The organism is Archangium minus, from assembly GCF_044360475.1.
In the GTDB taxonomy this organism is placed as follows: Bacteria; Myxococcota; Myxococcia; order Myxococcales; family Myxococcaceae; genus Archangium; species Archangium minus.
Map to the genome: position 1 here is coordinate 5,434,426 of NZ_CP043494.1, position 23,050 is coordinate 5,457,475.

General features: G+C 67.3%; 8 protein-coding genes. 2 read left to right on the forward strand and 6 right to left on the reverse strand.

The features are described 5' to 3' along the window. Positions 1-23: 23 nt before the first annotated feature. The 6 genes from F0U60_RS22425 to F0U60_RS22450 are packed head-to-tail and all read right to left on the reverse strand — an operon-like array spanning position 24 to position 4,942. The gene (locus tag F0U60_RS22425; RefSeq protein ID WP_395823108.1) at positions 24-884 is read right to left on the reverse strand and encodes a family 3 encapsulin nanocompartment shell protein; all 861 of its coding nucleotides are present in this window, start codon (positions 882-884) and stop codon (positions 24-26) included. Positions 885-922: 38 nt separating this feature from the next. After that, positions 923-1,963 carry an N-acetyl-gamma-glutamyl-phosphate reductase gene (gene argC, locus F0U60_RS22430; protein WP_395823110.1) on the reverse strand — a complete coding sequence of 347 codons (1,041 nt, stop codon included), beginning with the start codon at positions 1,961-1,963 and terminating at the stop codon, positions 923-925. Beyond that, positions 1,960-2,802, reverse strand: coding sequence for a RimK family alpha-L-glutamate ligase (locus tag F0U60_RS22435; RefSeq protein WP_395823112.1), 843 nt, complete (start codon positions 2,800-2,802; stop codon positions 1,960-1,962). The genes argC and F0U60_RS22435 overlap by 4 nt, the downstream gene beginning before the upstream one ends. Positions 2,803-2,829: 27 nt before the next feature. Continuing rightward, on the reverse strand, positions 2,830-3,036 hold the full coding sequence (gene lysW, locus F0U60_RS22440; RefSeq protein WP_395823114.1) for a lysine biosynthesis protein LysW: 207 nt from the start codon (positions 3,034-3,036) through the stop codon (positions 2,830-2,832). Further along, positions 3,036-4,076, reverse strand: coding sequence for a transketolase family protein (locus F0U60_RS22445; RefSeq protein ID WP_395823116.1), 1,041 nt, complete (start codon positions 4,074-4,076; stop codon positions 3,036-3,038). The genes lysW and F0U60_RS22445 overlap by 1 nt, the downstream gene beginning before the upstream one ends. Continuing rightward, positions 4,073-4,942: a transketolase gene (locus F0U60_RS22450; protein WP_395823118.1), complete on the reverse strand. Its 870-nt coding sequence runs from the start codon at positions 4,940-4,942 to the stop codon at positions 4,073-4,075. The genes F0U60_RS22445 and F0U60_RS22450 overlap by 4 nt, the downstream gene beginning before the upstream one ends. A 195-nt stretch (positions 4,943-5,137) precedes the next feature. Here F0U60_RS22450 and F0U60_RS22455 point away from each other — a divergent pair, with 195 nt between their 5' ends. Then, the gene (locus F0U60_RS22455) at positions 5,138-6,820 is read left to right on the forward strand and encodes an AMP-binding protein (RefSeq protein ID WP_395823120.1); all 1,683 of its coding nucleotides are present in this window, start codon (positions 5,138-5,140) and stop codon (positions 6,818-6,820) included. A 165-nt stretch (positions 6,821-6,985) separates the two neighbouring features. Then, positions 6,986-23,041 (forward strand): non-ribosomal peptide synthase/polyketide synthase, encoded by a 16,056-nt coding sequence (locus tag F0U60_RS22460; protein WP_395823122.1) that lies wholly within the window; start codon positions 6,986-6,988, stop codon positions 23,039-23,041. Positions 23,042-23,050: the final 9 nt, after the last annotated feature.

Below are 23,050 nucleotides of genomic sequence, written 5' to 3' on the forward strand. Positions count from 1 at the left end.
GCGCGCCCCGCTCGGATTTGCTGTCAGGTGAGTGCAGCCACGTAGAAGTGCGTGGGCAGGTGGACCACGAGCGCCTCGTAGATCTCCCCGCACACGGCGAGACCCTCGCGGGGGAAGATGCCCTTGGGCGGCTCGGCGAAGTGGATGACGGAGCGTCCGCTGTCGAAGATGGTCGCGGCGGCGGTGTAGTCACCGACGATGATGGTGCCCGGGTTGACCATGCGCGCGCGGGCGATGCGCACGCCCATGTCCGCGAGGTCCTTGAGCAGGCTGCCCTGCCCGACGAAGTAGCGGTAGTAGTCCGCCGGATTCATCAGGATGCCGTCGGCCGAGCCGCCCACCTGCTCCACGCGATCGCACGCCGCCAGGAGCGAGGCCACCGGCGTCTCTTGCGCCGCCAGGCGGGTGATGCCCGGGGTCTCCAGCAGGCCGCGCACGCGCTCGCCACCGGGGCCCCGCGCGAGCGCCTGGTTCTCCGCCGTGCACAGCCGCACGAGGAGCCGGTAGTCAATGAACGTCGCGAGCGCCTCCGGCTCATCCAGCAGGGCAGGGTTGATCTGCACCCATGCCGTGGTCGGCTTCAGCTGCGTCTTGTCCGAGTGGAACTCGAACGTGGCCTCCTGCCGCAGCTGCGCGTCGATGACGTGCTCGGTGATTTCGGTCTGGGGACGGGTCTCGTACCAGTAGTTGACCTGCTGCTGCTCTGTCTTCACGACCTTGAAGAGGCCGCGGACCGCGATGCGGGGGCGGCGCTTGAAGCCCGGGAAGGAGTCCGTGATCGTCGTGGAGAACTCCACGGATGCCTTCGTGCCCTGGGAGACAACGGCGGCGGCAAAAGCCCGCCCGGGGGACATATCCGTCCCCGCGGTAGCATTCGTGCTCATGTCTACTCCCTGTTTGGAAATTCCAGACTGCGGATGCTTCAGATGGGATGCAGGCCGCGGAACCCGAGCCCTTCCGTCTCAGGGCGCCCGAGCATCAGGTTCAGGGCATGGACGGCTGTTCCCGCCGCGCCCTTCACCAGGTTGTCGATCGCTACGTTGACGACGATCCGGTTCCTGTCGGGATCCACGTCCACGGCGAGGTCACAGTAGTTCGTCCCCTGGAGCGGACCTGGCTCGGGAAAGGGTGAGGCGCTCGTGTTCGGCCGGATGAGCCGCACAAAGGGCTTCTCCCGGTAGGCGGTCGCGATCGCACGGAGGGGCTCGTTTTCATCGACGATCGGTCTCGCCGCGAAGCAGTGCACTGTCGACAGGATGCCGCGCACGCTCGGTACGGCCGTGGCGCTGAAGTGCACGCTCGGACGCGTCCCTGTGAGGCGCTCGACGATGTTCTCAAGCTCCCCCGTGTGCCGATGCCCCACGGGCCGGTAGCAACGGAGGGCGGAGGCGCGCTCGGGGTGATGGGACGAGAGAGCCGGTGTGGCACCACCCCCAGAGGAGCCTGTCTTCGCATCGACGACGAGCTCCGGCTTCACCAGGCCCGCGCACACCAGCGGGAGGATTCCCAAGAGCGAGGCGTGTGCCATGCAGCCGGGCACTGCCACGTAGCGGGCCCCGGGGAGCTGGCTGGCCGTCCACTCCGGGAGCGCATAGGTGAACTCCGGCACATCCGTGGGCCGTGGGTGCTTCTTGTACCAACGCTCGTGATCCGTGGGATCCAACCGGAAGTCCGCGCTGAGGTCGATCACTCGACTCGCGAGCTCGCGCACTCGGGCCCAGCGCTCGATGAGTCCACCCTGGGGCAGACAGCTCATGAGGACATCGCACGGCTCCAGCGCCTCATGGGGGACGAACCGCAGCGCGCTCATGCCCCGGAGACTCGGATGCGGGTAGTCCAGGCGCTTGCCCGCGAACTGACCCGAGGTGGCCTGGACGACCTCCACGGCGGGGTGCGCGAGGAGCAGCCGCAGTACCTCTCCACCCGTGTAGCCCGAGGCTCCCAGCACGGCCACGCGCGTCATGGATGCACCCCGGCGGTGTACTCCGCGATCAGCTCCGGCAGCGGGATTCGGGCGAATTCGATGCTCCGGGCGAACTCGACACAGTGGTTGACCTCGTTCACGAGGATCTCCCCCTCTCGGGTCTCGAGCAGGTCCACGGCCGCGATGTCTGCCCCGACGGCTGCTGCCGCGCGCTCCGCGAGCTTGGCGTGCGACTCCGGCACTTCGTACCGCTCGGGCACCGCGCCGCGCGCCGTGTTCGTCACCCAGTGCTCCGAACGCCTCCGGATGCCTCCCACCGCTCTGCCCATCACATAGACGCGCAGGTCATAGCCCGGCTTGTCGATGTACTGCTGCACGAGCCCGACGTGGTCCTGCGCGCCTCCTGTCTCGAAGCGCATCTGCATGAGGCCCTCGGCCGCGCTGCGTCCCTCGATGCGCGCGACCATGCGCCCCCATGAGCCCACTGCCGGCTTCGTCACCACGGGGTAGCCCCGGCGCTCGATCTCCGCGACGCAGGCCTCCTCCTCAAAGCCCGCGAACGACCACGGCATCGGAACACCGTGGGCCGCGAGCGCCAGGTTCGTGAGGATCTTGTCCCCACACGTGGTGATGGCCTGGGAGCTGTTCACCACGCGTGCTCCCTTGACCTCGAGGATCGCCGCCAGATACCGCGAGCGGGTGAGCGACATGCTCCGCATCAGGACGACGTTGCCTCCGGACCAGCGCTCCGCGTCCAGCGAGAGCACGAGGTCGGAGTCCTGGTGGAGCTGGACCTCGCACTCCCGCTTCCGGAGCGCGTCGAGGATCATCCGCTCTTCCGTGCGCAGCCGTGTGTAGATCAGATCGATCCTCTTCATGGGAGTACGAGCGGCTCCGTCCAGTGGCTATTCGCCCCAGTCTTCCTCGACCTCGGGCGCCTCGGCGAAGCGGAGGGGCTTCAGTCCGACCACCTCAAGCTCCACGGAGCAGCCCTCGCACGTGACAACCTCGCCCTCCATGAAGCTGTCTCCGAAGATCTCGAAGGCACACGTGGGGCAACCGTTGATTCCCGCGGCATCCACCTGCTTCTCCAGCTGTTTTTGCACCTGCATCAGTTCCTCCTCGCTGCGACAGGTTCCGGCGCCACCGTGTGGAGGCGCGACAAAGAGGCGAGGATGCGCTCGGCCACGCTCGCGCCGTCGAGCCCGTGCCCGAGGAGCAGCGACTCGTGGGTGCCCGCGAGCGGATCGTAGCGATCCTGAATACCCATCCGGAGCACCCGCCGGCCGAGCCCGTGCGCGCACACGGTCTCGCACACCGCGCCTCCGAGCCCGCCGAGGATGTTGTGCTCCTCCACCGTGACGAGGAGTTGCGTCCGCTCCGCCGTCTCGAGGATGGCTGCCTCGTCGAGTGGCTTGAGCGTGTGCATGTTCACCACGCGCGCGGAGACCCCCTGGGCCTCGAGCCGCGAGGCGGCCTCCAGCGCGACGGAGACCCCGATTTCGCCGTGAGCGATCAGCCCTACGTCCGAGCCCTCACGGAAGCAGTGCGCTCGGCCGAGTGTGAAGCCCTCCCGTTGCGCCTCCAGCCGGCTTACTCGGTTGCGGCCGAGCCGCATGTACACCGGGCCGTTGTGCTCGATCATCGCGCGCGTGGCGAGGATCGTCTCCAGCCCGTCCGCCGGGGAGAACACCGTCATCCCCGGCATGGCCCGGAGGATGGCGAGATCCTCGATGGCGTGATGGGTGGGCCCGAAGAAGGCACCCGAAACGCCCCCGTAGTCACAGACGAGCTTCACGTTCGCCTGGGGGTAGGCCATCCCGAGCCGCACCTGCTCGCAGGCCCGCATCGCCCCAAAGGGCGCGAAGGTGTGCGCGAAGACGACGTGCCCCACGTGCGCCATGCCGCACGCCACGTCGAGCATGGTGGCTTCGCAGATGCCCAGGTTGAAGTAGCGGCTCTTGTGGCGGGCCTCGAAGGGATCTCCCGCGCCGCCGAGGTCTGCCTCGAGCAGCACAAGGCGGGGATCCTGCTCCGCGAAGCGCGCCAGCGCATGCCGGAAGATCTGCCGGTTGGGGAGCTTGGGGTTCTCTCTCAGCCACGTCTCTGGGTCACTCGCGAGATCCGCGCCTACCGTCTGAAGCTCGCTCATGGGACCTCTCCCATGGACACGAGCGCGCGCCGGAGCTGCTCAGGGGTGAAGACCGCGTAGTGCGGGCCCTTGCCCTTGAACATGGGGACGCCTGCGCCCTTCTGCGTCTTCGCGATAATGGCGCGCGGGGCTGCTCCCTTCGCGGGGGCCTCCATCGCCTGGCAGAGCGCACGGAGATCGTGGCCGTCCACCTCGAGCGCCTCGAACCCAAACATCCTCAGTCGGTCCGTGAGTGCCGCCTGCGACAGGATGGACTCCGTCGGTCCATCGTTCTGACCACAATTACGGTCGATAATTATTGTCAGATTGGACAAACGTTGATGTGAGGCGATCTGAATGGCTTCCCAGTTCGAGCCTTCACCCATCTCGCCATCACCACAGATGACATAGACACGGTTGCCCAAGCCCTTCAGCCGGTAGCCGAGCGCGAGTCCGGTCCCCAGGCCCAACCCGTGGCCCAGGCTCCCGGTCGAGAAGTCCACGCCGGGCACCTTTGCATTCACATGGCCCGTGAAGATGCTTCCTTCCGCGTTGTAACGCCGGACCAGCGCCTCGGGATCGAAAAAGCCAAACTCAGACAGGGCGGCATACAGCCCTGCCGCGGCGTGTCCCTTCGAGAGGATGAGGTGATCTCGTTCTTCCCAGTGAGGGGCGTCTGGCCGGGTCTTCATGACGCGGCCGAGGAGCGCCACGAGGAGCTCGACCAGGGAGAGGGAGCCACCGAGATGACACCCCGTGGGGGTTGCAGCCAGCCGGACGATGAGCCGCCGGATTCGTTTCGCGTGATCTTCGAGCGCGCCAATCCCGTCATCGGAAGGGCTCTCGAGGCCTGCGTCTGTCGTTGCGGCAATCATCGAGCGAGTCATGACTTGTGGGGGAGGCAATTCGTGACTTCGATGCTTAGCGGGTACACGCTATAAGAAATCGGGAGATGGCTCGTCAATGTGTGAAGTTGGGTCCCGATGTAAAAAAAAATCCCTACATTGGCCAGCGATCGAGAAAGTGTTAGGGCTTGCATCTCCGAATCACATGAAAACGCCCCAACACGTGAGGTGAGCGAGATGGCGGAGAAGTTCGGCAACGCTGCCGCGCGAGTGAATGGCTCGGCCTATCGCCAGAAGGGGTGGTGGCGAGACGAGACTGTTGTCGATGACCTCTTTCGCGCGATCAAAAACCACCCGGACAAAGCGGCGATCGTCGCGGCCCGGTACTTCGCTCGCGATGTGACGCGAATCAGCTACGCGGAACTGGGGATGTACATGGACCGGTTCGCTGGGGCCCTTCGCGAGCTGGGCGTCGGGCGCGAGCAGATCGTCGCCGTGCAACTCCCCAACTGGTGGCAGTTCACTGCGATCGCCCTGGCCTGCGCGCGCATTGGCGCGGTCCTCGCGCCCATTCCTCCCGACTACCGGCGGCGCGAGGTGGAGTTCATTCTCAGCAGGACCGAGGCCCCGGTCTACATCGGCCCCGCGAGCTGGACCGGGTTCTCGCACCGCGCCATGCTCCGGGAGATGGCTCCGGCGCTTCCCTCGCTGCGCCATCGCATCTTCCTGGGTGCAGGGGGCGGTCTGGCAGAAGGGGAGCTGGATTTTGATGCCTGGCTGGTCTCCAACCGGTGGGAGGAGCGGTATCCGGCCCATGCGCTGGACGAGCTGACGGCACGTGCGGATGACGTGTTCAATGTGCTCTACACGTCGGGCACCACCGGCGAGCCCAAGGGCGTGGTCCACTCGTACAACACGAACTACGCCATCACCCGGGCCCTCAACGAGACCATGGAGTTGGGCGCGGATGACGTCATCTCGCTGCCGAGCCTCCTCACCGCCTCGAGCGGTTTTACCTATCTCTTCCAGATGCCCGTGCTCCTCGGGGCGACGGCTGTCTATCTGGACGTGGCGGATCCCGAGTTCCATCTAGCGCTCATCGAGGAGCATGGAATCTCGTTCATGTATGGGATTCCCACGTACTACCTGAACATGCTCGCGGCGCAGAAGCGCCGGCCTCGGAAAATGACGACGCTGAAGTGTCTGGCCACCGGGTCTACGCCCGTGCCGCCTCATCTCATCGCCGAGGTGCGTGATGGCTTTGGCGTCCGGCTGCACACGCTCTGGGGAATGACAGAGAACGGCGCCGTCACCATCACCCGGCACGAGGATCCCCCCGACTGGCCGGCCAACAGCGACGGCGCTCCTGTGCCCTGGATGGAGGTGAAGATCGCCCCCGCCACCGCCGAGGATGGAAGTCCTTTTCCGGATGGCGCGGGACGACTCCTGGTCCGCGGCGCGAGCCAATGCCTCGGGTACTTCAAGTGCGAGGACACCTACAACGCGTGTTTGGACGCGGAAGGGTGGTTCGACACGGGTGACCTGGCTCGAGACGACGGACGCGGCGGCATCCGCATCGCCGGCCGACTCAAGGACATCATCTTCCGGCACGGCCTGAAGATTCCCGTCGTGGAGGTCGAGTCAGCGCTGTATGCGCATCCCAAGGTGCGGGAGGTCGCCGTCGTGGCCCATGCGGATGACCGCATCGGCGGCGAGCGGGTGTGTGCTGTCGTGGTGCCTCGCGAGGAGGCTCCCTCCCTCAAGGAGTTGAGAGAGCACCTTCGCAAGGCCGGCATGTCCGTCTCCTACTGGCCGGACCGCCTGGAGATCATCTCTGAAATGCCGAAGACCCCCTCAGGGAAGATCCGCAAGTTCCTCCTGCGCGAGCGTTTGAAGGAGACGTCCGGCAGTACCCCCTGAGTTTGTCTTCCCCTGCTGCTTCCGTGGTCTTCCCGCTGTCTCCGGGCAGCGGGCGCAGTCTCGCCGTGCGCGCCTTTGCCCCCAGGCGCGGATTCCCCCACTCCCACACCGAGGGCTCTCCGCGCCACGGAGGGCTTTCACCCGGTTCAGGACACGCGAGTCGATATGAACGTGCGCGACGTGCAACTTCCGTCCGAAGGCACTCCACTGCCCCCCTCCGAGACAACCGAGCCGAAGCCGGCCGGAAAGCCAGGACGCAAGCCTCCTCCCCTGGCCTCCGTGCCTAGGAGCCAGGCCCTGCCGCTGTCCTTCGCACAGCAGCGGCTGTGGTTCATCGATCAGCTCGCACCCGGGAGCCACACGTACAACGTCCCATTCTTCGCTCGGTTGAAGGGGCCTCTCGACGTGTCCGTGCTGGAGCGGAGCCTGGCGGAGCTCGTCCGGCGGCACGAGTCGCTCAGGACGACGTTCACGTTGGTGAACGGGCAGCCAGTGCAGCGGATTGCTCCGGAACACGAGTTCGTGCTGCCCGTGGAGCGCCTGGAAGGAGTCGCGGAGGGCGAGCGTGAGGAGGTGCTCCGACGGCTCGCGGAGGAGGAGGCGCGGCGCCCGTTCGATCTGGAGAAGGGGCCGATGCTCCGCGCTCGGCTGCTGCGCGTGGCGGAGGACGATCACGTGCTCCTGCTCTCCAAGCACCACATCGTCAGCGATATGTGGTCCCTGTCGCAGCTGGAGCGGGAGCTCTCCGCGCTGTACCAGTCGTACGTCAGGGGCGAGGAGCCCTCTCTGCCCGCGCTCTCGGTGCAGTACGCGGACTACGCGACGTGGCAACGGGAGTGGCTGAAGGGCGAGGTGCTGGAGACACAGCTGGCCTGGTGGAAGCAGCAGCTCGCCGGAGCACCTCCCGTGCTGGAGCTGCCGACGGATCGGCCCAGGCCTCTCGTGCAGTCCGCTCGCGGTGCGGCTCGGAGGGTGATGCTCTCCCCGGTGCTCTCCGGAGCCGTGAAGGAGCTGAGCCGCAAAGAGGCGGTCACGCCGTTCATGACGCTACTGGCGGGCTTTCATGCACTGCTGGCGCGCTACAGCGGGCAGACGGACATCGTGGTGGGCTCGCCCATCTCCGGGCGCAACCGACGCGAGGTGGAGGGGCTCATCGGCTTCTTTGCCAATACGCTGGCGCTGCGCGTGGATGGCTCCGGGGATGTGTGCTTCCGCGAGCTGCTGGGACGAGTGCGCAAGACCTGCCTGGGAGCCTATGCGCACCAGGATCTGCCGTTCGAGCAGTTGGTGGATGCGCTCCAGCCCGTGCGCGACCTGAGCCGGTCTCCGCTCTTCCAGGTCTTCTTCGTTCAACAGGGCTCGGTGCCATGCGCGGCGCTGGAGTTGCCGGGGGTCTCCGCGAGCGAGCTCGTCGTCGAGTCCGGGGTGTCGAGGTTCGACCTGACGCTGTTCGTGAGAGAGACCCCAGAGGGGTGGCTGTGTATCTGGGAGTACAGCACCGACCTGTACGACGAGGCGACGGTGGAGCGGATGGCGGCGCACTATGTGCGACTGCTGGAAGGTGCCATCGCGCGGCCAGAGCAGCGTGTCTCCGCGCTGCCGCTGCTGAGCGAGGAGGAGCGGTGGCGGGTGCTGGTGGAGTGGAACCAGACGCGAACGGAGTACCCGCGTGAGGCCAGTGTCCATGAGTTGTTCGAGGAGCAGGTGGCATGCCGGCCCGGAGCGGTGGCGGTGGAGTACGAGGGGCGGAGGCTCACGTACGCGGAGCTGAACTGGCGAGCCAACCAGGTGGCCAGACACCTGAAGAAGCTGGGTGTCACGGTGGGGACACGGGTGGGGCTGTGCGCCGGCCGCTCAGTGGAACTGGTGGTGGCGACGCTGGGCATCCTGAAAGCGGGAGGGGCATACGTGCCGCTGGACCCGACGTACCCAGCGGAGCGCCTGGCGTTCATGGTGGAGGACACGGCGGTGCCGGTGGTGCTGGTGCAGCCGGAGCTGGTGTCGAAGCTGCCGCCGGTGAGTGCGCAGGTGGTGGAGCTGACGGAGGCGTCCTTCGCGAGCGAGAGCGGCGAAAACCTCTCGCAGAGGGTTGCTCCCGAGGCGATGGCGTACGTGATGTACACGTCGGGCTCGACGGGCAAGCCCAAGGGCGTGTGCATCCCTCACCGCGGCATCGTCCGCCTGGTTCGAAACACTGAGTACATCCAGGTGACCGCGGAGGACCGCGTCGCCCAGATGTCCAACACCGCATTTGATGCGTCGACCTTCGAGCTGTGGGGCGCGCTGCTGAACGGCGGGCGGTTGGTGGGCGTGCCGAAGGAAGTGGCGCTGTCACCAAGGGCCCTGGCCGCGTTCGTGCGCGAGCAGCAGGTGAGCGTGATGTTCGTGACGACAGCGCTCTTCAACCAGGTGGCGGCGGAGTGCCCAGACGCGTTCCGGACGGCGAAGTACGTGCTGTTCGGCGGAGAGGCAGCGGACCCGAGGTGGGTGAAGGAGGTGTTGGAGAAGGGAGCACCGGAGCACCTGGTGAATGGCTACGGGCCGACGGAGGTAACCACCTTCACCTGCTGCTACGGGATGCAAGAGCCCGGGCAGGTGGGGCACTCGGTGCCGATTGGAAGGCCTGTGTCCAACACGGAAGTGTACGTGCTGGACGAGCGGATGCAGCCCGTGCCCGTGGGGGTGGTGGGCGAGCTGTACGTGGGAGGAGATGGGCTGGCGCTCGGGTACCTGAACCGGCCAGAGCTCACGGCGGAGAAGTTCGTGGCGCACCCGTTCAGCACGGAGCCGGAGGCCCGGCTGTATCGGACGGGAGACCTGGTGCGGTACCGGCCGGATGGGAACCTCGAGTACATGGGGCGGAGGGATGAGCAGGTGAAGGTGCGCGGCTTCCGCATCGAGCTGGGGGAAGTCGAGGCGGCGCTGTCGAAGCACCCCGGCGTGGGCGAGGTGGTGGTGACGGCCCGGGACGAGGGACCCGGTGGCAAGAGGCTGGTGGCCTACGTGGTGCCGCGCGAAGGCCAGGAGGTGGACGCGGGAGCACTGAGAGCCCTGCTCAAGCAGACACTGCCCGAGCACATGGTGCCCTCGGCCTTCGTGTGGCTGGAGGCCCTGCCGCTCACGCCCAACGGGAAGGTGGACCGCAAGGCCCTACCGGCCCCGGAGGCGGAGGCGCCGACGCGCGAGGGATACGTGGCGCCACGGACGGAGCTGGAGCAGCGGATAGCTGACATCTGGGCGACCCTGCTGAAGCAGCAGCGAGTGGGGGCACACGACAACTTCTTCGAGCTGGGTGGGCACTCGCTGCTGGCGACGCAGGTGGCCACGCGTTTGCGTGAGGCGCTCCAGCGGGAGTTGCCCGTACGGGTGCTCTTCGAGGCCCCGACGGTGGCGGAGCTGGCGCAACGGTTGGAGTCCGCGGCGGGTGGATCTCAAGGGGTTCAGCCTCCACCGCTGGTGCCAATGCCGAAAGACGGTGAGCTGCCACTGTCCTTCGCGCAGCAGAGGCTGTGGTTCATCGAGCAGTTCGCGCCGGGAGGTTTTGCCTACAACCTTCCGTTTGTAACGCGGCTGAAAGGCCAGCTCGACGTGGCGGCGCTGGAGCGGAGCCTGGCGGAGCTGATGCGTCGGCACGAGGCCCTGCGCACGACGTTCACCCAGGTGGATGGGCAGCCAGTACAGCGGGTGGCTGCGGAGCTAACACTCACGCTGCCCGTGGAGCGTCTGGAGGAGTTGCCGCAAGAGGCGCGCTCCGGTGCGGTCCAGCGGCGCGTGGAGGAGGAGTTCCGGCGCGGGTTCAACCTGGAGAAGGGCCCGCTGGTCCGGGTGCTGCTGTTGCGAGTCACCGCGGAAGAGCACGTGCTGGTGCTGGTAATGCACCACATTGTTGGGGATGGCTGGTCCCTGGGCGTGCTCGTGCGGGAGCTGTCCGCGTTGTACGAGGCGTTCTCCACAGGCGTCGAGCCCGCGCTGGCCGCATTGCCAGTGCAGTACGGCGACTATGCCCGGTGGCAGCGGGAGTGGCTGAAGGGCGAAGTGTTGGAGACGCAGCTGTCCTGGTGGAAGCAGCGGCTGGCCGGAGCGCCACCCGCGTTGGAGCTTCCCACGGACAGGCCGAGGCCTCCCGTGCAGACGTTCCGTGGGGCCACGCTGGCGGTGCGTCTGCCCGCGGCGCTCTCTGGCGCCATTCGGGAGCTGAATCGCCGGGAGGGCGTCACGCCTTTCATGACGTTCCTGGCGGCGTACCAGGCTCTGCTGGCGCGCTACAGCGGACAGACGGACATCGTGGTGGGCTCGCCCATCGCGGGGCGCACCCAGCGCGAGCTGGAAGGGCTCATCGGCTTCTTCGTCAACACGCTCGCGTTGCGCGTGGATGCTCCCGCGAACACGAGCTTCCGCGAGCTGCTGGTCCGGACTCGTGAAGCCTGCTTGGGCGCATATGCGCACCAGGACATGCCTTTCGAGCAGTTGGTGAATGCCCTGCACCCGGTGCGCGACTTGAGCCGCCCGGCGCTGTTCCAGGTGATGTTCGCTCTCCAGGAGTCGTCTCCCGCGTTGTCTCTGTCCGGTGTTTCCTCTGAAGAGGTCGCCTTCGAGCCCGGGCTGGCGAAGTTCGAGCTGACCCTGTTCGTGAGGGAGGGAGCGGAAGGGTGGGTGAGCCAGTGGGAGTACAACACCGATCTGTTCGATGGGGCGACGGTGGAGCGGATGGCGGCGCACTACGTGCGGCTGCTGGAGGGAGCGCTCGCGCGGCCAGAGCAGCGCCTGTCGGAGCTGCCGCTGCTGAGCGAGGAGGAGCGGCGGCGGGTGCTGGTGGAGTGGAACCAGACGCGAACGGAGTACCCGCGTGAGGCCAGTGTCCATGAGTTGTTCGAGGAGCAGGTGGCATGCCGGCCCGGAGCAGTGGCGGTGGAGTACGAGGGGCGGAGGCTCACGTACGCGGAGCTGAATTGGCGGGCCAACCAGGTGGCCAGACACCTGAAGCGGCTGGGCGTCACGGTGGGGACACGGGTGGGGCTGTGCGCCGGCCGCTCAGTGGAGCTGGTGGTGGCGACGCTGGGCATCCTGAAAGCGGGAGGGGCATACGTGCCGCTGGACCCGACGTACCCAGCGGAGCGCCTGGCGTTCATGGTGGAGGACACGGCGGTGCCGGTGGTGCTGGTGCAGCCGGAGCTGATGTCGAAGCTGCCGCCGGTGAGTGCGCAGGTGGTGGAGCTGACGGAGGCGTCCTGCGCGAGCGAGAGCGGCGAAAACCTCTCGCAGAGGGTTGCTCCCGAGGCGATGGCGTACGTGATGTACACGTCGGGCTCGACGGGCAAGCCCAAGGGCGTGTGCATCCCTCATCGCGGCATCGTGAGGACGGTTCGGAACACGAACCACGTTCGGTTCACGGAGCAGGACCGCGTCGCCCAGATGTCCAACACGGCGTTTGATGCGTCGACCTTCGAGCTGTGGGGCGCGTTGTTGAACGGGGCGACCCTGCTGGGCGTGCCGAAGGAAGTGGCGCTGTCACCAAGGGCCCTGGCCGCGTTCGTGCGCGAGCAGCAGGTGAGCGTGATGTTCGTGACGACAGCGCTCTTCAACCAGGTGGCGGCGGAGTGCCCAGACGCGTTCCGGACGGCGAAGTACGTGCTGTTCGGCGGAGAGGCAGCGGACCCGAGGTGGGTGAAGGAGGTGTTGGAGAAGGGAGCACCGGAGCACCTGGTGAATGGCTACGGGCCGACGGAGGTAACCACCTTCACCTGCTGCTACGGGATGCAAGAGCCCGGGCAGGTGGGGCACTCGGTGCCGATTGGAAGGCCTGTGTCCAACACGGAAGTGTACGTGCTGGACGAGCGGATGCAGCCCGTGCCCGTGGGGGTGGTGGGCGAGCTGTACGCAGGCGGAGATGGGCTGGCGCTCGGGTACCTGAACCGGCCAGAGCTCACGGCGGAGAAGTTCGTGGCGCACCCGTTCAGCACGGAGCCGGAGGCCCGGCTGTACCGGACGGGAGACCTGGTGCGGTACCGGCCGGATGGGAACCTCGAGTACATGGGGCGGAGGGATGAGCAGGTGAAGGTGCGCGGCTTCCGCATCGAGCTGGGGGAAGTCGAGGCGGCGCTGTCGAAGCACCCCGGCGTGGGCGAGGTGGTGGTGACGGCCCGGGACGAGGGACCCGGTGGCAAGAGGCTGGTGGCCTACGTGGTGCCGCGCGAAGGCCAGGAGGTGGACGCGGGAGCACTGAGAGCCCTGCTCAAGCAGACACTGCCCGAGCACATGGTGCCCTCGGCCTTCGTGTGGCTGGAGGCCCTGCCGCTCACGCCCAACGGGAAGGTGGACCGCAAGGCCCTACCGGCCCCGGAGGCGGAGGCGCCGACGCGCGAGGGATACGTGGCGCCACGGACGGAGCTGGAGCAGCGGATAGCTGACATCTGGGCGCCCCTGCTGAAGCAGCAGCGAGTGGGGGCACACGACAACTTCTTCGAGCTGGGTGGGCACTCGCTGCTGGCGACGCAAGTGGCCACGCGTTTGCGTGAGGCGCTCCAGCGGGAGTTGCCCGTACGGGTGCTCTTCGAGGCCCCGACGGTGGCGGAGCTGGCCGCCCGACTCGAGTCGATGCCGGGAGGACAACAAGGGCGGCAGCTTGCGCCCCTGGTCCCGGTTCCGCGAGAGGGCGGGTTGCCCCTGTCCTTCGCGCAGCAGAGGCTGTGGTTCATCGAGCAGCTCGAGCCCGGTGGGTTCACGTACAACGTTCCCTATGCCGTGCGGCTGAAGGGCCAGCTCGACGTATCCGCGCTGGATCGGAGCCTGCGAGAGATCGTCCGTCGACACGAGTCCCTGCGGACGACGTTCGTGCAAGTGGATGGCCGGCCGGTGCAGCGGATTGCCTCCGAGCAGAGACTGACGCTGCGTGTAGAGCGCCTGGAGGGGCAGTCCTCCGATGCGGTTCGGCTCCGAGTAGAGCAGGAGGCACGCCGTCCCTTCGAGCTGGAAACAGGTCCGTTGGTGAGAGCGGTGCTGCTGCGCGCAGCGGCGGACGAGCATGTGCTGGTGCTCGTGATGCACCACATCGCCTGCGACGTCTGGTCCTTGGACCTGCTGTTGCGCGAGCTGGAGACGTTGTACCGGGCGTTCTCCTCGGGAACGGAGCCCGCATTGCTGCCTTTGCCGGTGCAATACGCGGACTACGCGACATGGCAGCGCGAGTGGCTGAAGGGCGAAGTGCTGGAGGAGCAACTTTCCTGGTGGAAGCAGCAGCTCGCCGGAGCACCTCCCGTGTTGGAGCTGCCGACGGACCGGCCGAGGCCCGCTGTGCAGACCTTCCGTGGGACGTATCTGGCGATGCCCCTGCCTCCGGCGTTGTCCGCGGCAGTGAAGAAGCTGAGCCACGAGGAGGGCGTCACGCAGTTCATGGCGTTCCTGGCGGCGTACCAGGCGTTGTTGGCGCGCTACAGCGGACAGGCGGACATCGTGGTGGGCTCGCCCATCTCCGGGCGCAACCGACGCGAGGTAGAGGGGCTCATCGGCTTCTTCCTCAACACGCTGGCGCTGCGCGTGGATGTGTCGGACGACGTGAGCTTCCGGGTGTTGCTGCGTCGCGTGCGTGAGTCGTGCTTGGGGGCCTATGCCCATCAGGATCTGCCGTTCGAGCAGCTGGTGGATGCGCTCCAGCCGGTTCGCGACCTGAGCCGGTCTCCGCTCTTCCAGGTCATGTTCGTCTACCAGACCGCGCTAACGGCTATGGCGCTCCCGGGCGTGTCCGTGGACGAGTTCGCCTTCCAGCCCGGGATGGCGAAGTTCGACCTGACGCTGTTCGTGAGAGAGACGCCGAACGGGCTGGTGAGCCTCTGGGAGTACAACACCGACCTGTACGACGAGGCGACGGTGGAGCGGATGGCGGCGCACTACGTGCGACTGCTGGAAGGGGCTGTGTCGAACCCAGAGCAGCGTGTCTCCGCGCTGCCGCTGATGGGAGAGGAGGAGCGGCGCAGGGTGGTGGTGGAGTTCAACGACACGGCGGTGCTGCATGCGCCAGCCCGTGGTGTGCACGAGCTGTTCGAAGCGTGGGCGGACAGGACGCCTGAAGCGGTGGCGGTGAGCTTTGGGGAGGAGCGGCTCACCTACGGAGAGCTGAACCGGAAGGCGAACCGGCTGGCGCACCACCTGAGGACATTGGGAGTGGGGCCAGACGTGCCGGTAGGCTTGTGCGTGAAGCGCTCGCTGGAGCTGGCAGTGGGCGTGCTGGGAGTCCTGAAGGCCGGGGGCGCATACGTGCCGCTGGACCCGGCGTACCCAGCGGAGCGGCTGGCGCTGATGCTCAACGCGTCGCGAGCGCCGGTGCTGCTCACCCAGCAGGCGCTGAAGGACACGCTACCGGCCAGTGAGGCCAGGCGGCTGTACCTGGATGCGGACGAGGGAGCGTGGGCCGGGAGCAGCGAGGCGAATCCGGAGAGCGTGTCAGGGCCAGAAGTGCTGGCGTACGTCATCTACACATCGGGTTCGACGGGAGTACCAAAGGGAGTGGCGATGCACCACCGGCCGCTGCTCAATCTCATGCGGTGGCAGGTGGAGCGCTCGAAGGCGAAGAAGACGCTGCAGTTCTCGGCGCTGAGCTTCGACGTGAGCTTCCAGGAGTTGTTCTCCACGTGGGGGGCGGGTGGAGAGCTGGTGCTTATCCCCGAGGAGCTGAGGCTGGAGGCGAGGGCGCTGCTGGAGAGGATGGAGAGCAGCGGGGTGGAGAGACTGTTTCTGCCCTTCGTGGCGCTGCAAAACCTGGCGGAGGTGGCGGACAGAGAGGGGCTGGCGCCGAGCAGGCTCAAGGAAATCATCACGGCGGGCGAGCAACTTCGAGTGACGCCAGCGCTTCGGCGCCTGATGAAGAAGCTGGGCGGTGTCCTGGAGAACCAGTACGGGCCGACAGAGACGCACGTGGCGACGGCGTACCGGCTGGAGGGAAGCCCGGAGAACTGGCCGGAGCTGCCAAGCATCGGCAAGCCGATAGCCAACACGAGCGTGCACCTGCTGGACGGGAATGGAGAGCCGGTGCCGGTGGGGGTGCCGGGAGAGCTGCACATAGGAGGGGCAGCAGTAGCGAGGGGCTACCTGCACCGGCCGGAGTTGACGCAGGAGAAGTTCGTCCCGGATGTGTTGGGAGTGGCGCCAGGGCGCAGGCTGTACCGGACGGGGGACTACGCAAGGTACCAGGCGGACGGGAACCTCGAGTTCCTGGGGCGCAGGGATGCGCAGGTGAAGGTGCGTGGCTTCCGCATTGAGCTGGCGGAGGTGGAGGCCGCGCTGGCCAGGCACCCCACAGTGAAGGACGTGGCTGTCGTTGCCAGAGAGGTGAGCGCCGACGGAAAGCGGCTCGTGGCGTACGTGGTGGGTCAGGACGGACAGGCGCCAGCAGCCGGAGAGCTGAAGCGTTTCCTGAAGGAGCGGCTGCCCGAGTACATGGTGCCGCAGTTCTTCGTGAGCCTGGAGTCCTTCCCCCTGACGCCCAGTGGGAAGGTGGACAGGAAGTCCCTGCCCACTCCGGACGTGGAAATAGCGCGGGAAGAGTTCGTAGCCCCCCGGACGGAGCTGGAGCAGCGGGTGGCGGACCTCTGGGCGTCGCTGCTGGGCCAGGGGCGAGTGGGGGCACACGACAACTTCTTCGAGCTGGGCGGGCACTCGTTGCTGGCAATGCAGGTGACGTCGCGCCTGCGTGAGGAGCTCCGAGTGGAGCTGCCGGTGCGTGTGCTCTTCGAGTCCCCGACAGTGGCGGAGCTCGCGCAACGGCTCGAATCGATGCCAGGTGGGAAGCAGGAGCTCCGGCCTCCTCCGCTGGTTCCGATGCCGAGGGACGGTGCGCTGCCACTGTCCTTCGCGCAGCAGCGCCTGTGGTTCCTGGATCGGTTCGATTCGCGGAGCTCGCTCTACAACCTCGCCCTGGTGCTGCACCTGGAGGGCGTACTCGACGTGTGCGCGCTGGAGCGAAGCTTCCGTGTGCTGGTGCAGCGGCACGAGGCCCTGCGGACAACGTTCCAGCAGGGTGAGCAGGGCGTGTTCCAGGTCATCTCCCCCACGGTGGAGCTGCCTTTGACGGTGGTGGACCTGCGCGAGCTGCCCGAGGCGAATCGCGAGGAAGAGGCGCGGCGGTTGTTCAACGAGGAGGTCCTACGGCCGTTCGACTTGAAGGTGGGACCGCTCCTGCGGGTGACGTTGCTGCGCCTGGGTGAGGCGGAGCACGTGCTGGTGCTGGCGATGCACCACATCGTCTCGGATGGTTGGTCGATGGGGGTCCTCGCTCGGGAGTTGAAGGCGCTCTACGAGGCCTTCCTGGCGGGCAAGGAGTCCCCGCTGGAGGCGCTGCCCATCCAGTACGCGGACTACGCGACGTGGCAGCGGGAGTGGCTCGATGGAGAGGTGTTGCGCTCCCGGCTCTCCTGGTGGCGTCAGCAGCTCGAGGGAGCGACGCCAGTCCTGGAGCTGCCGACGGACAGGCCGAGACCTCCGGTGCTGCGCTACCGAGGAGCGCTCCATTACCTGACCCTGCCCCTGGCGCTGGCGGAGGGACTGCGGAAGCTGAGCCACCAGGAGGGCGTCACGCTGTTCATGACGCTGCTGGCGGGCTTCCAGGCGCTGCTGCACCGCTACTCGGGACAGGACGACATCTGCGTGGGCTCGCCCATCGCAGGCCGCAATCACGCAGAGGTGGAGGGGCTGATCGGCTTCTTCGTCAACATGTTGGTGATGCGGGCGAGGGTGAGGGGAGATGCGCCCTTCCGGGAGCTGCTGCGCCAGGTAAAGGAGACCGCGCTGGGGGCGTACGCGCACCAGGAGTTGCCCTTTGAAAAGCTGGTGGAAGAGCTGAAGCCTGCTCGTGACACCCGCCGCACGCCGCTGTTCCAGGTTGCGTTCGCCCTGCAGAACACTCCGTCGCCAGAGCTGGCGCTGCCGGGAATTGTGTCTCGGTCGCTGAGCCTTGCCGGCCAGACGTCAAGGTTCGACTTGACGTTGTCGCTGAGGGAGACCGCGGCAGGACTGGAGGGCGTGGTCGAGTACAACACGGACCTGTTCGAGGCCTCCACCATTGACCGGATGTTCGGGCACCTGCGGATGTTGCTGGAAGGCGTGGTGGCGAATCCCGGATGCCGCATCGGTGAGCTGCCGCTGTTGAGTGAGGAGGAGCGGCGGCGGGTGCTGGTGGAGTGGAACCAGACGCGAACGGAGTACCCGCGCGACGCCAGTGTCCACGCGCTGTTCGAGGAGCAGGTAGAGCGCCGGCCCGGAGCGGTGGCCATGGAGTCCGAGGGAGCTCGGCTCACGTACGCCGAGCTGAACCGGCGAGCCAATCAGGTGGCCTGGTCCCTGCGACGGCTGGGTGTCGCGGTGGGGACGCCGGTAGGGCTGTGCGCGGGGCGTTCGCTGGAGATGGTGGTGGCGACGCTCGGCATCCTGAAGGCGGGCGGTGCGTATGTACCGCTGGATGCGTCCTACCCCGTGGAGCGCCTGGCGTTCATGCTGGAGGACACGGCGGTGCCCGTGGTGCTGGTACAGCCGGAGCTGGCGTCGAAGCTGCCTCCGACGAAGGCAAAGGTGGTGGAGCTGTCGGAGGAGGTCTTCGCGCACGAGCGGGGAGAGAACCTCGCGGAGCCAGTGGGAGCGGAGTCCCTGGCGTACGTAATGTACACGTCGGGCTCGACGGGCAGGCCCAAGGGCGTGTGCATCCCTCACCGGGCAATCGTGAGGTTGGTGCGAGACACCCAGTTCCTCCAGGTGACGGCGGAGGATCGCTTCACGTTGATGTCGAACACGTCGTTTGACGCGGCGACGTTGGAGCTGTGGGGCGCGTTGTTGAACGGAGCGACGCTCGTCCGAGTGCCGAGGGAGGTGGTGCTGTCGCCGAGGACCCTGGCCGCGTTCCTGCGCGAGCAGCAGGCGAGCCACATGTTCGTGACGACGGCGCTCTTCAACCGGGTGGCCGCCGAGTGCCCGGATGCCTTCCAGACGATGAAGTACGTGGTGTTCGGCGGCGAGGCGGCGGACCCGAGGTGGGTGCGGGAGGTGTTGGAGAAGGGGGCGCCAGAGCACCTGGTGAACGGCTATGGGCCGACGGAGAACACGACGTTCTCGACGACCTACGAGGTGAAGGCGGTGCCCGAGGGCGCGACGTCGGTGCCCATCGGTAGGCCCATCTCGAACTCGGAAGCGTACGTGCTGGATGCGTGGATGCAGCCGGTGCCGGTGGGCGTGGCCGGAGAGTTGTACGTCGGGGGGGATGGTCTGGCGCTCGAGTACCTGAACCGACCCGAGCTCACGGCGGAGAAGTTCGTGGCGCACCCGTTCAGCCAGAAGCCGGGGGCGAAGCTCTACAAGACGGGAGACGTGGCGAAGTACCTGCCGGACGGGAACCTCGAGTACCTGGGTCGGCGGGATGCGCAGGTGAAGGTGCGTGGCTTCCGCATCGAGCTGGGTGAGATCGAGGCGGCGCTGGCAAAGCACCCAGGCGTGGGCGAGGTGGTGGTCACGGTCCGGGACGAGGAGCTCGGCGGTAAGCGGTTGGTGGCCTACGTGGTGCCACGCCAGGAGGTGGTGGCGGGAGCGCTGAGGGCCTTCCTCAAGCAGTCGTTGCCCGAGCAGATGGTGCCCTCGGCCTTCGTGTTGCTGGAGTCGCTGCCGCTTACGCCCAACGGGAAGGTGGATCGCGAGGCACTGCCGGCACCGGAGGCGATCGGTGAAGCACGGGAGGCGTACGTCGCGCCCCGGACGGAGCTGGAACAGGTGGTCGCGGGCCTCTGGGCGTCCCTGCTGAAGCAGCCACGTGTGGGGGCTCGGGAGCACTTCTTCGAGCTCGGAGGTCACTCGCTGCTGGCGATGCAGGCCGTGTTGCGCCTGCGGGAGATGCTGCGGGTGGACCTGCCGGTGCGTGTCCTCTTCGAGGCGCCGACCGTCGCCGAGCTGGCGGTCCGGCTCGAGGCCCTGCTGGGAGAGCGGCCGGTGTTCCAGACTCCGCCGCTGGTTCCCGTACCGAGAGAGGGGCCACTCCCGCTGTCTTTCGCGCAGCAGCGGCTGTGGTTCATGGACCGGTTGTCCCCGGACAGCCCGCTCTACAACATCTACATGGCGCTCCGGCTGGACGGCGCACTCGACGTGACAGTGTTGGAGCGCTGCTTCACCGAGCTGGTGCGCCGGCACGAGCCCCTGAGGACGACGTTTCAGCAGGGACAGGGCGGGGCGGTCCAGGTCATCGCTCCTCCAACGCCGTTGTCACTGACGACCGTGGACCTGCGCGCGGTGCCCGAAGGGACGCGCGAGGAAGAGCTCCGGAGGTTGACGACCGAGGAGTCCCTTCGCCCCTTCAACTTGACCCTGGGGCCCCTGCTGCGAGTGACGCTGCTGCGCCTGGGCGAGGCAGAGCACGTGCTGGTGCTGGTGCTGCACCACATCGTCTCGGATGGCTGGTCCATGGGCGTGCTCGTCCGGGAGCTGAAGGCGCTCTACGAGGCCTTCCTGGCAGGCAAGCAGTCCCCGCTGGAGGCGCTGCCCATCCAGTACGCGGACTACGCGACGTGGCAGCGGGAGTGGCTCGACGGAGAGGTGTTGAGCACGCAGCTCGCCTGGTGGCGCGCACAGTTGGAGGGCGCACCGACCGCACTGGAGCTGCCGACGGACAGACCCAGGCCCGCGGTGAAGACTTACCGGGGCGCCGTGCAGCGCGTGCACCTGCCCCTGGCGCTGACGGAGGGGTTGAGGAAGTTGAGCCACCAGGAGGGCGTCACGCTCTTCATGACGTTGTTGGCGGGCTTCCAGGCGCTGTTGCACCGCTACTCGGGACAGGACGACATCTGCGTGGGCTCGCCCATCGCAGGCCGTGATCACGCAGAGGTGGAGGGGCTGATCGGCTTCTTCGTCAACATGCTGGTGCTGCGGGCGCGGGTGAAGGGAGAGGCACCCTTCCGGGAGCTGCTGCGCCAGGTGAAGGAGACGGCGCTGGGCGCTTACGCGCACCAGGAGGTGCCCTTCGAGAAGCTGGTGGAGGAGCTGAAGCCCGAGCGAGACACCCGCCGCACGCCGCTGTTCCAGGTGCTGTTCGTCCTGCAGAACGCCCCGCTGGAGGAGCTCACGCTGCCGGGGTTGATGCTCCAGCCGCTGAGCGTGGAGGGCCAGACGGCCAGGTACGAGCTGACGCTGTCGCTGCAGGAGACCGACGCGGGGCTCGAGGGCGGTATCGAGTACAACACCGACCTCTTCGACGCGGAGACGGTGGCCCGGATGATGGCGCACTACACGCGGCTGCTGGAGGGCGCCGTCGCTCGTCCGGAGCAGCCCGTGGCGGTGCTGCCCCTGCTGACGGAGGAGGAGCGACGGCAGGTGCTGGTGGAGTGGAACCAGACCTGGACGGAGTACCCGCGGGCCAGCATCCACTCCCTCTTCGAGGAGCAGGTGGCGCTCCGACCCGAGGCGGTGGCCGCGGAGTACGAGGCCCGGCGGCTCACGTATGCCGAGCTGAACCGACGCGCCAACCAGGTGGCCAGGTCCCTGCGTCGGCTGGGCGTGGGGAAGGGGACGCTGGTGGGCCTGTGCTCGGGACGCTCGCTGGAGCTGGTGGTGGCGATGCTCGGCATCCTGAAGGCGGGCGGGGCCTACGTGCCGTTGGATCCGTCGTATCCCCAGGAGCGGCTGGCCTTCATGTTGGAGGACACAGCGGTGCCGGTGGTGCTGGTGCGGCCGGAGCTGGCGTCGAAGCTGCCTCCGACAAAGGCGAAGGTGGTGGAGCTGTCGGAGGAGGCCTTCGCGCACGAGCGGGGAGAGAACCTCGAGGAGCCGGTAGGAGCGGAGTCCCTGGCGTACGTGATGTACACGTCAGGCTCGACGGGCAAGCCCAAGGGCGTGTGCATCCCCCACCGGGGCGTCGTCCGGCTGGTGCGCGACACCTGCGTCCTCCAGGTGACGGCGGAGGACCGCTTCACGCAGATGTCCAACACCTCGTTCGACGCGTCGAACCTCGAGCTGTGGGGCGCGTTGCTGAACGGCGCGACCGTGGTGGTCGTACCGAAGGAGGTGGCCCTGTCACCGAAGGCCCTGGCCAGCTTCCTGCGCGAGAAGCAGGTGAGCGTGGTGGTCCTCACGACGGCGCTCTTCAACCAGGTGGCGGCGGAGTGCCCGGACGCCTTCCAGACAGTTCCTTCCGTGATGTTCGGAGGCGAGGCGGCGGACCCGAGGTGGCTGAGGGAGGTGCTGCGGCGGAGCCATGGCGTGAGGCTGTTGAACCTGTACGGGCCCACCGAGAACACGACGAACACGACCTGGTACGAGGTGAATGAGGTGCCCGAGGGGGCGACGTCGGTGCCCATCGGCAGGCCGGTGTCCAACACGGAGGTGTACGTGCTGGACGAGCGGATGCAACTGGTGCCCGTGGGCCTGACCGGGGAGCTGTACGTGGGGGGAGACGGCCTGGCGCTCGGGTACCTGAACCGGCCGGAGCTCACGGCGGAGAAGTTCGTCGCCCACCCGTTCAGCACGGAGCCCGCGGCTCGGCTGTACCGGACGGGAGACCTGGTGAAGTACCTGCCGGACGGGAACCTCGAGTTCCTGGGACGGCGGGACACCCAGGTGAAGGTGCGCGGCTTCCGCATCGAGCTGGGTGAAATCGAGGTTGCGCTGGCAAAGCACCCGAGCGTGCGTGAGGCGGTGGTCGCGGTAAGAGACGACGGACCCAGCGGCGGGTGGCTGGTGGCCTACGTGGTGCCACGAGAGGGACAGGAGGTGGAGACAGCGGCGCTGCGCTCCTTCCTCAAGGATTCGTTGCCTGAGCACCTGGTGCCCTCGGCCTTCGTGACGCTGAAGGCTCTGCCGCTCACGCCCAACGGCAAGGTGGACCGCAAGGCCCTGCCCGCACCGGACATGCTGCGGACGGGGCGGGACTACGTCTCTCCGGAGTCCGGCCTCGAGCAGTCGCTCGCGGCCATCTGGGCCGAGGTGCTCCGGCTGGATCGCGTGGGCGCGGGAGACAACTTCTTCGACCTGGGAGGCAACTCGCTGCTGCTGCAAGCGGTGCACGTGAAGGTCGAGGCACTGGTGGGCCGCGAGGTTCCCATGGTTGAGCTGTTCCAATTCTCCACCGTTCGTGCGCTGGCCGCGTACCTGTCGGGGGCCTCCGGGTCGGTGAGCGTCGAGGACTCCTCTGCCGCGGGAGGCAACCGGCGCGAGGGAATGCGCCGGCTCGCACAGCATCGGCGCGGACGTCCGGGCTCGAACTGAGGAGCAACG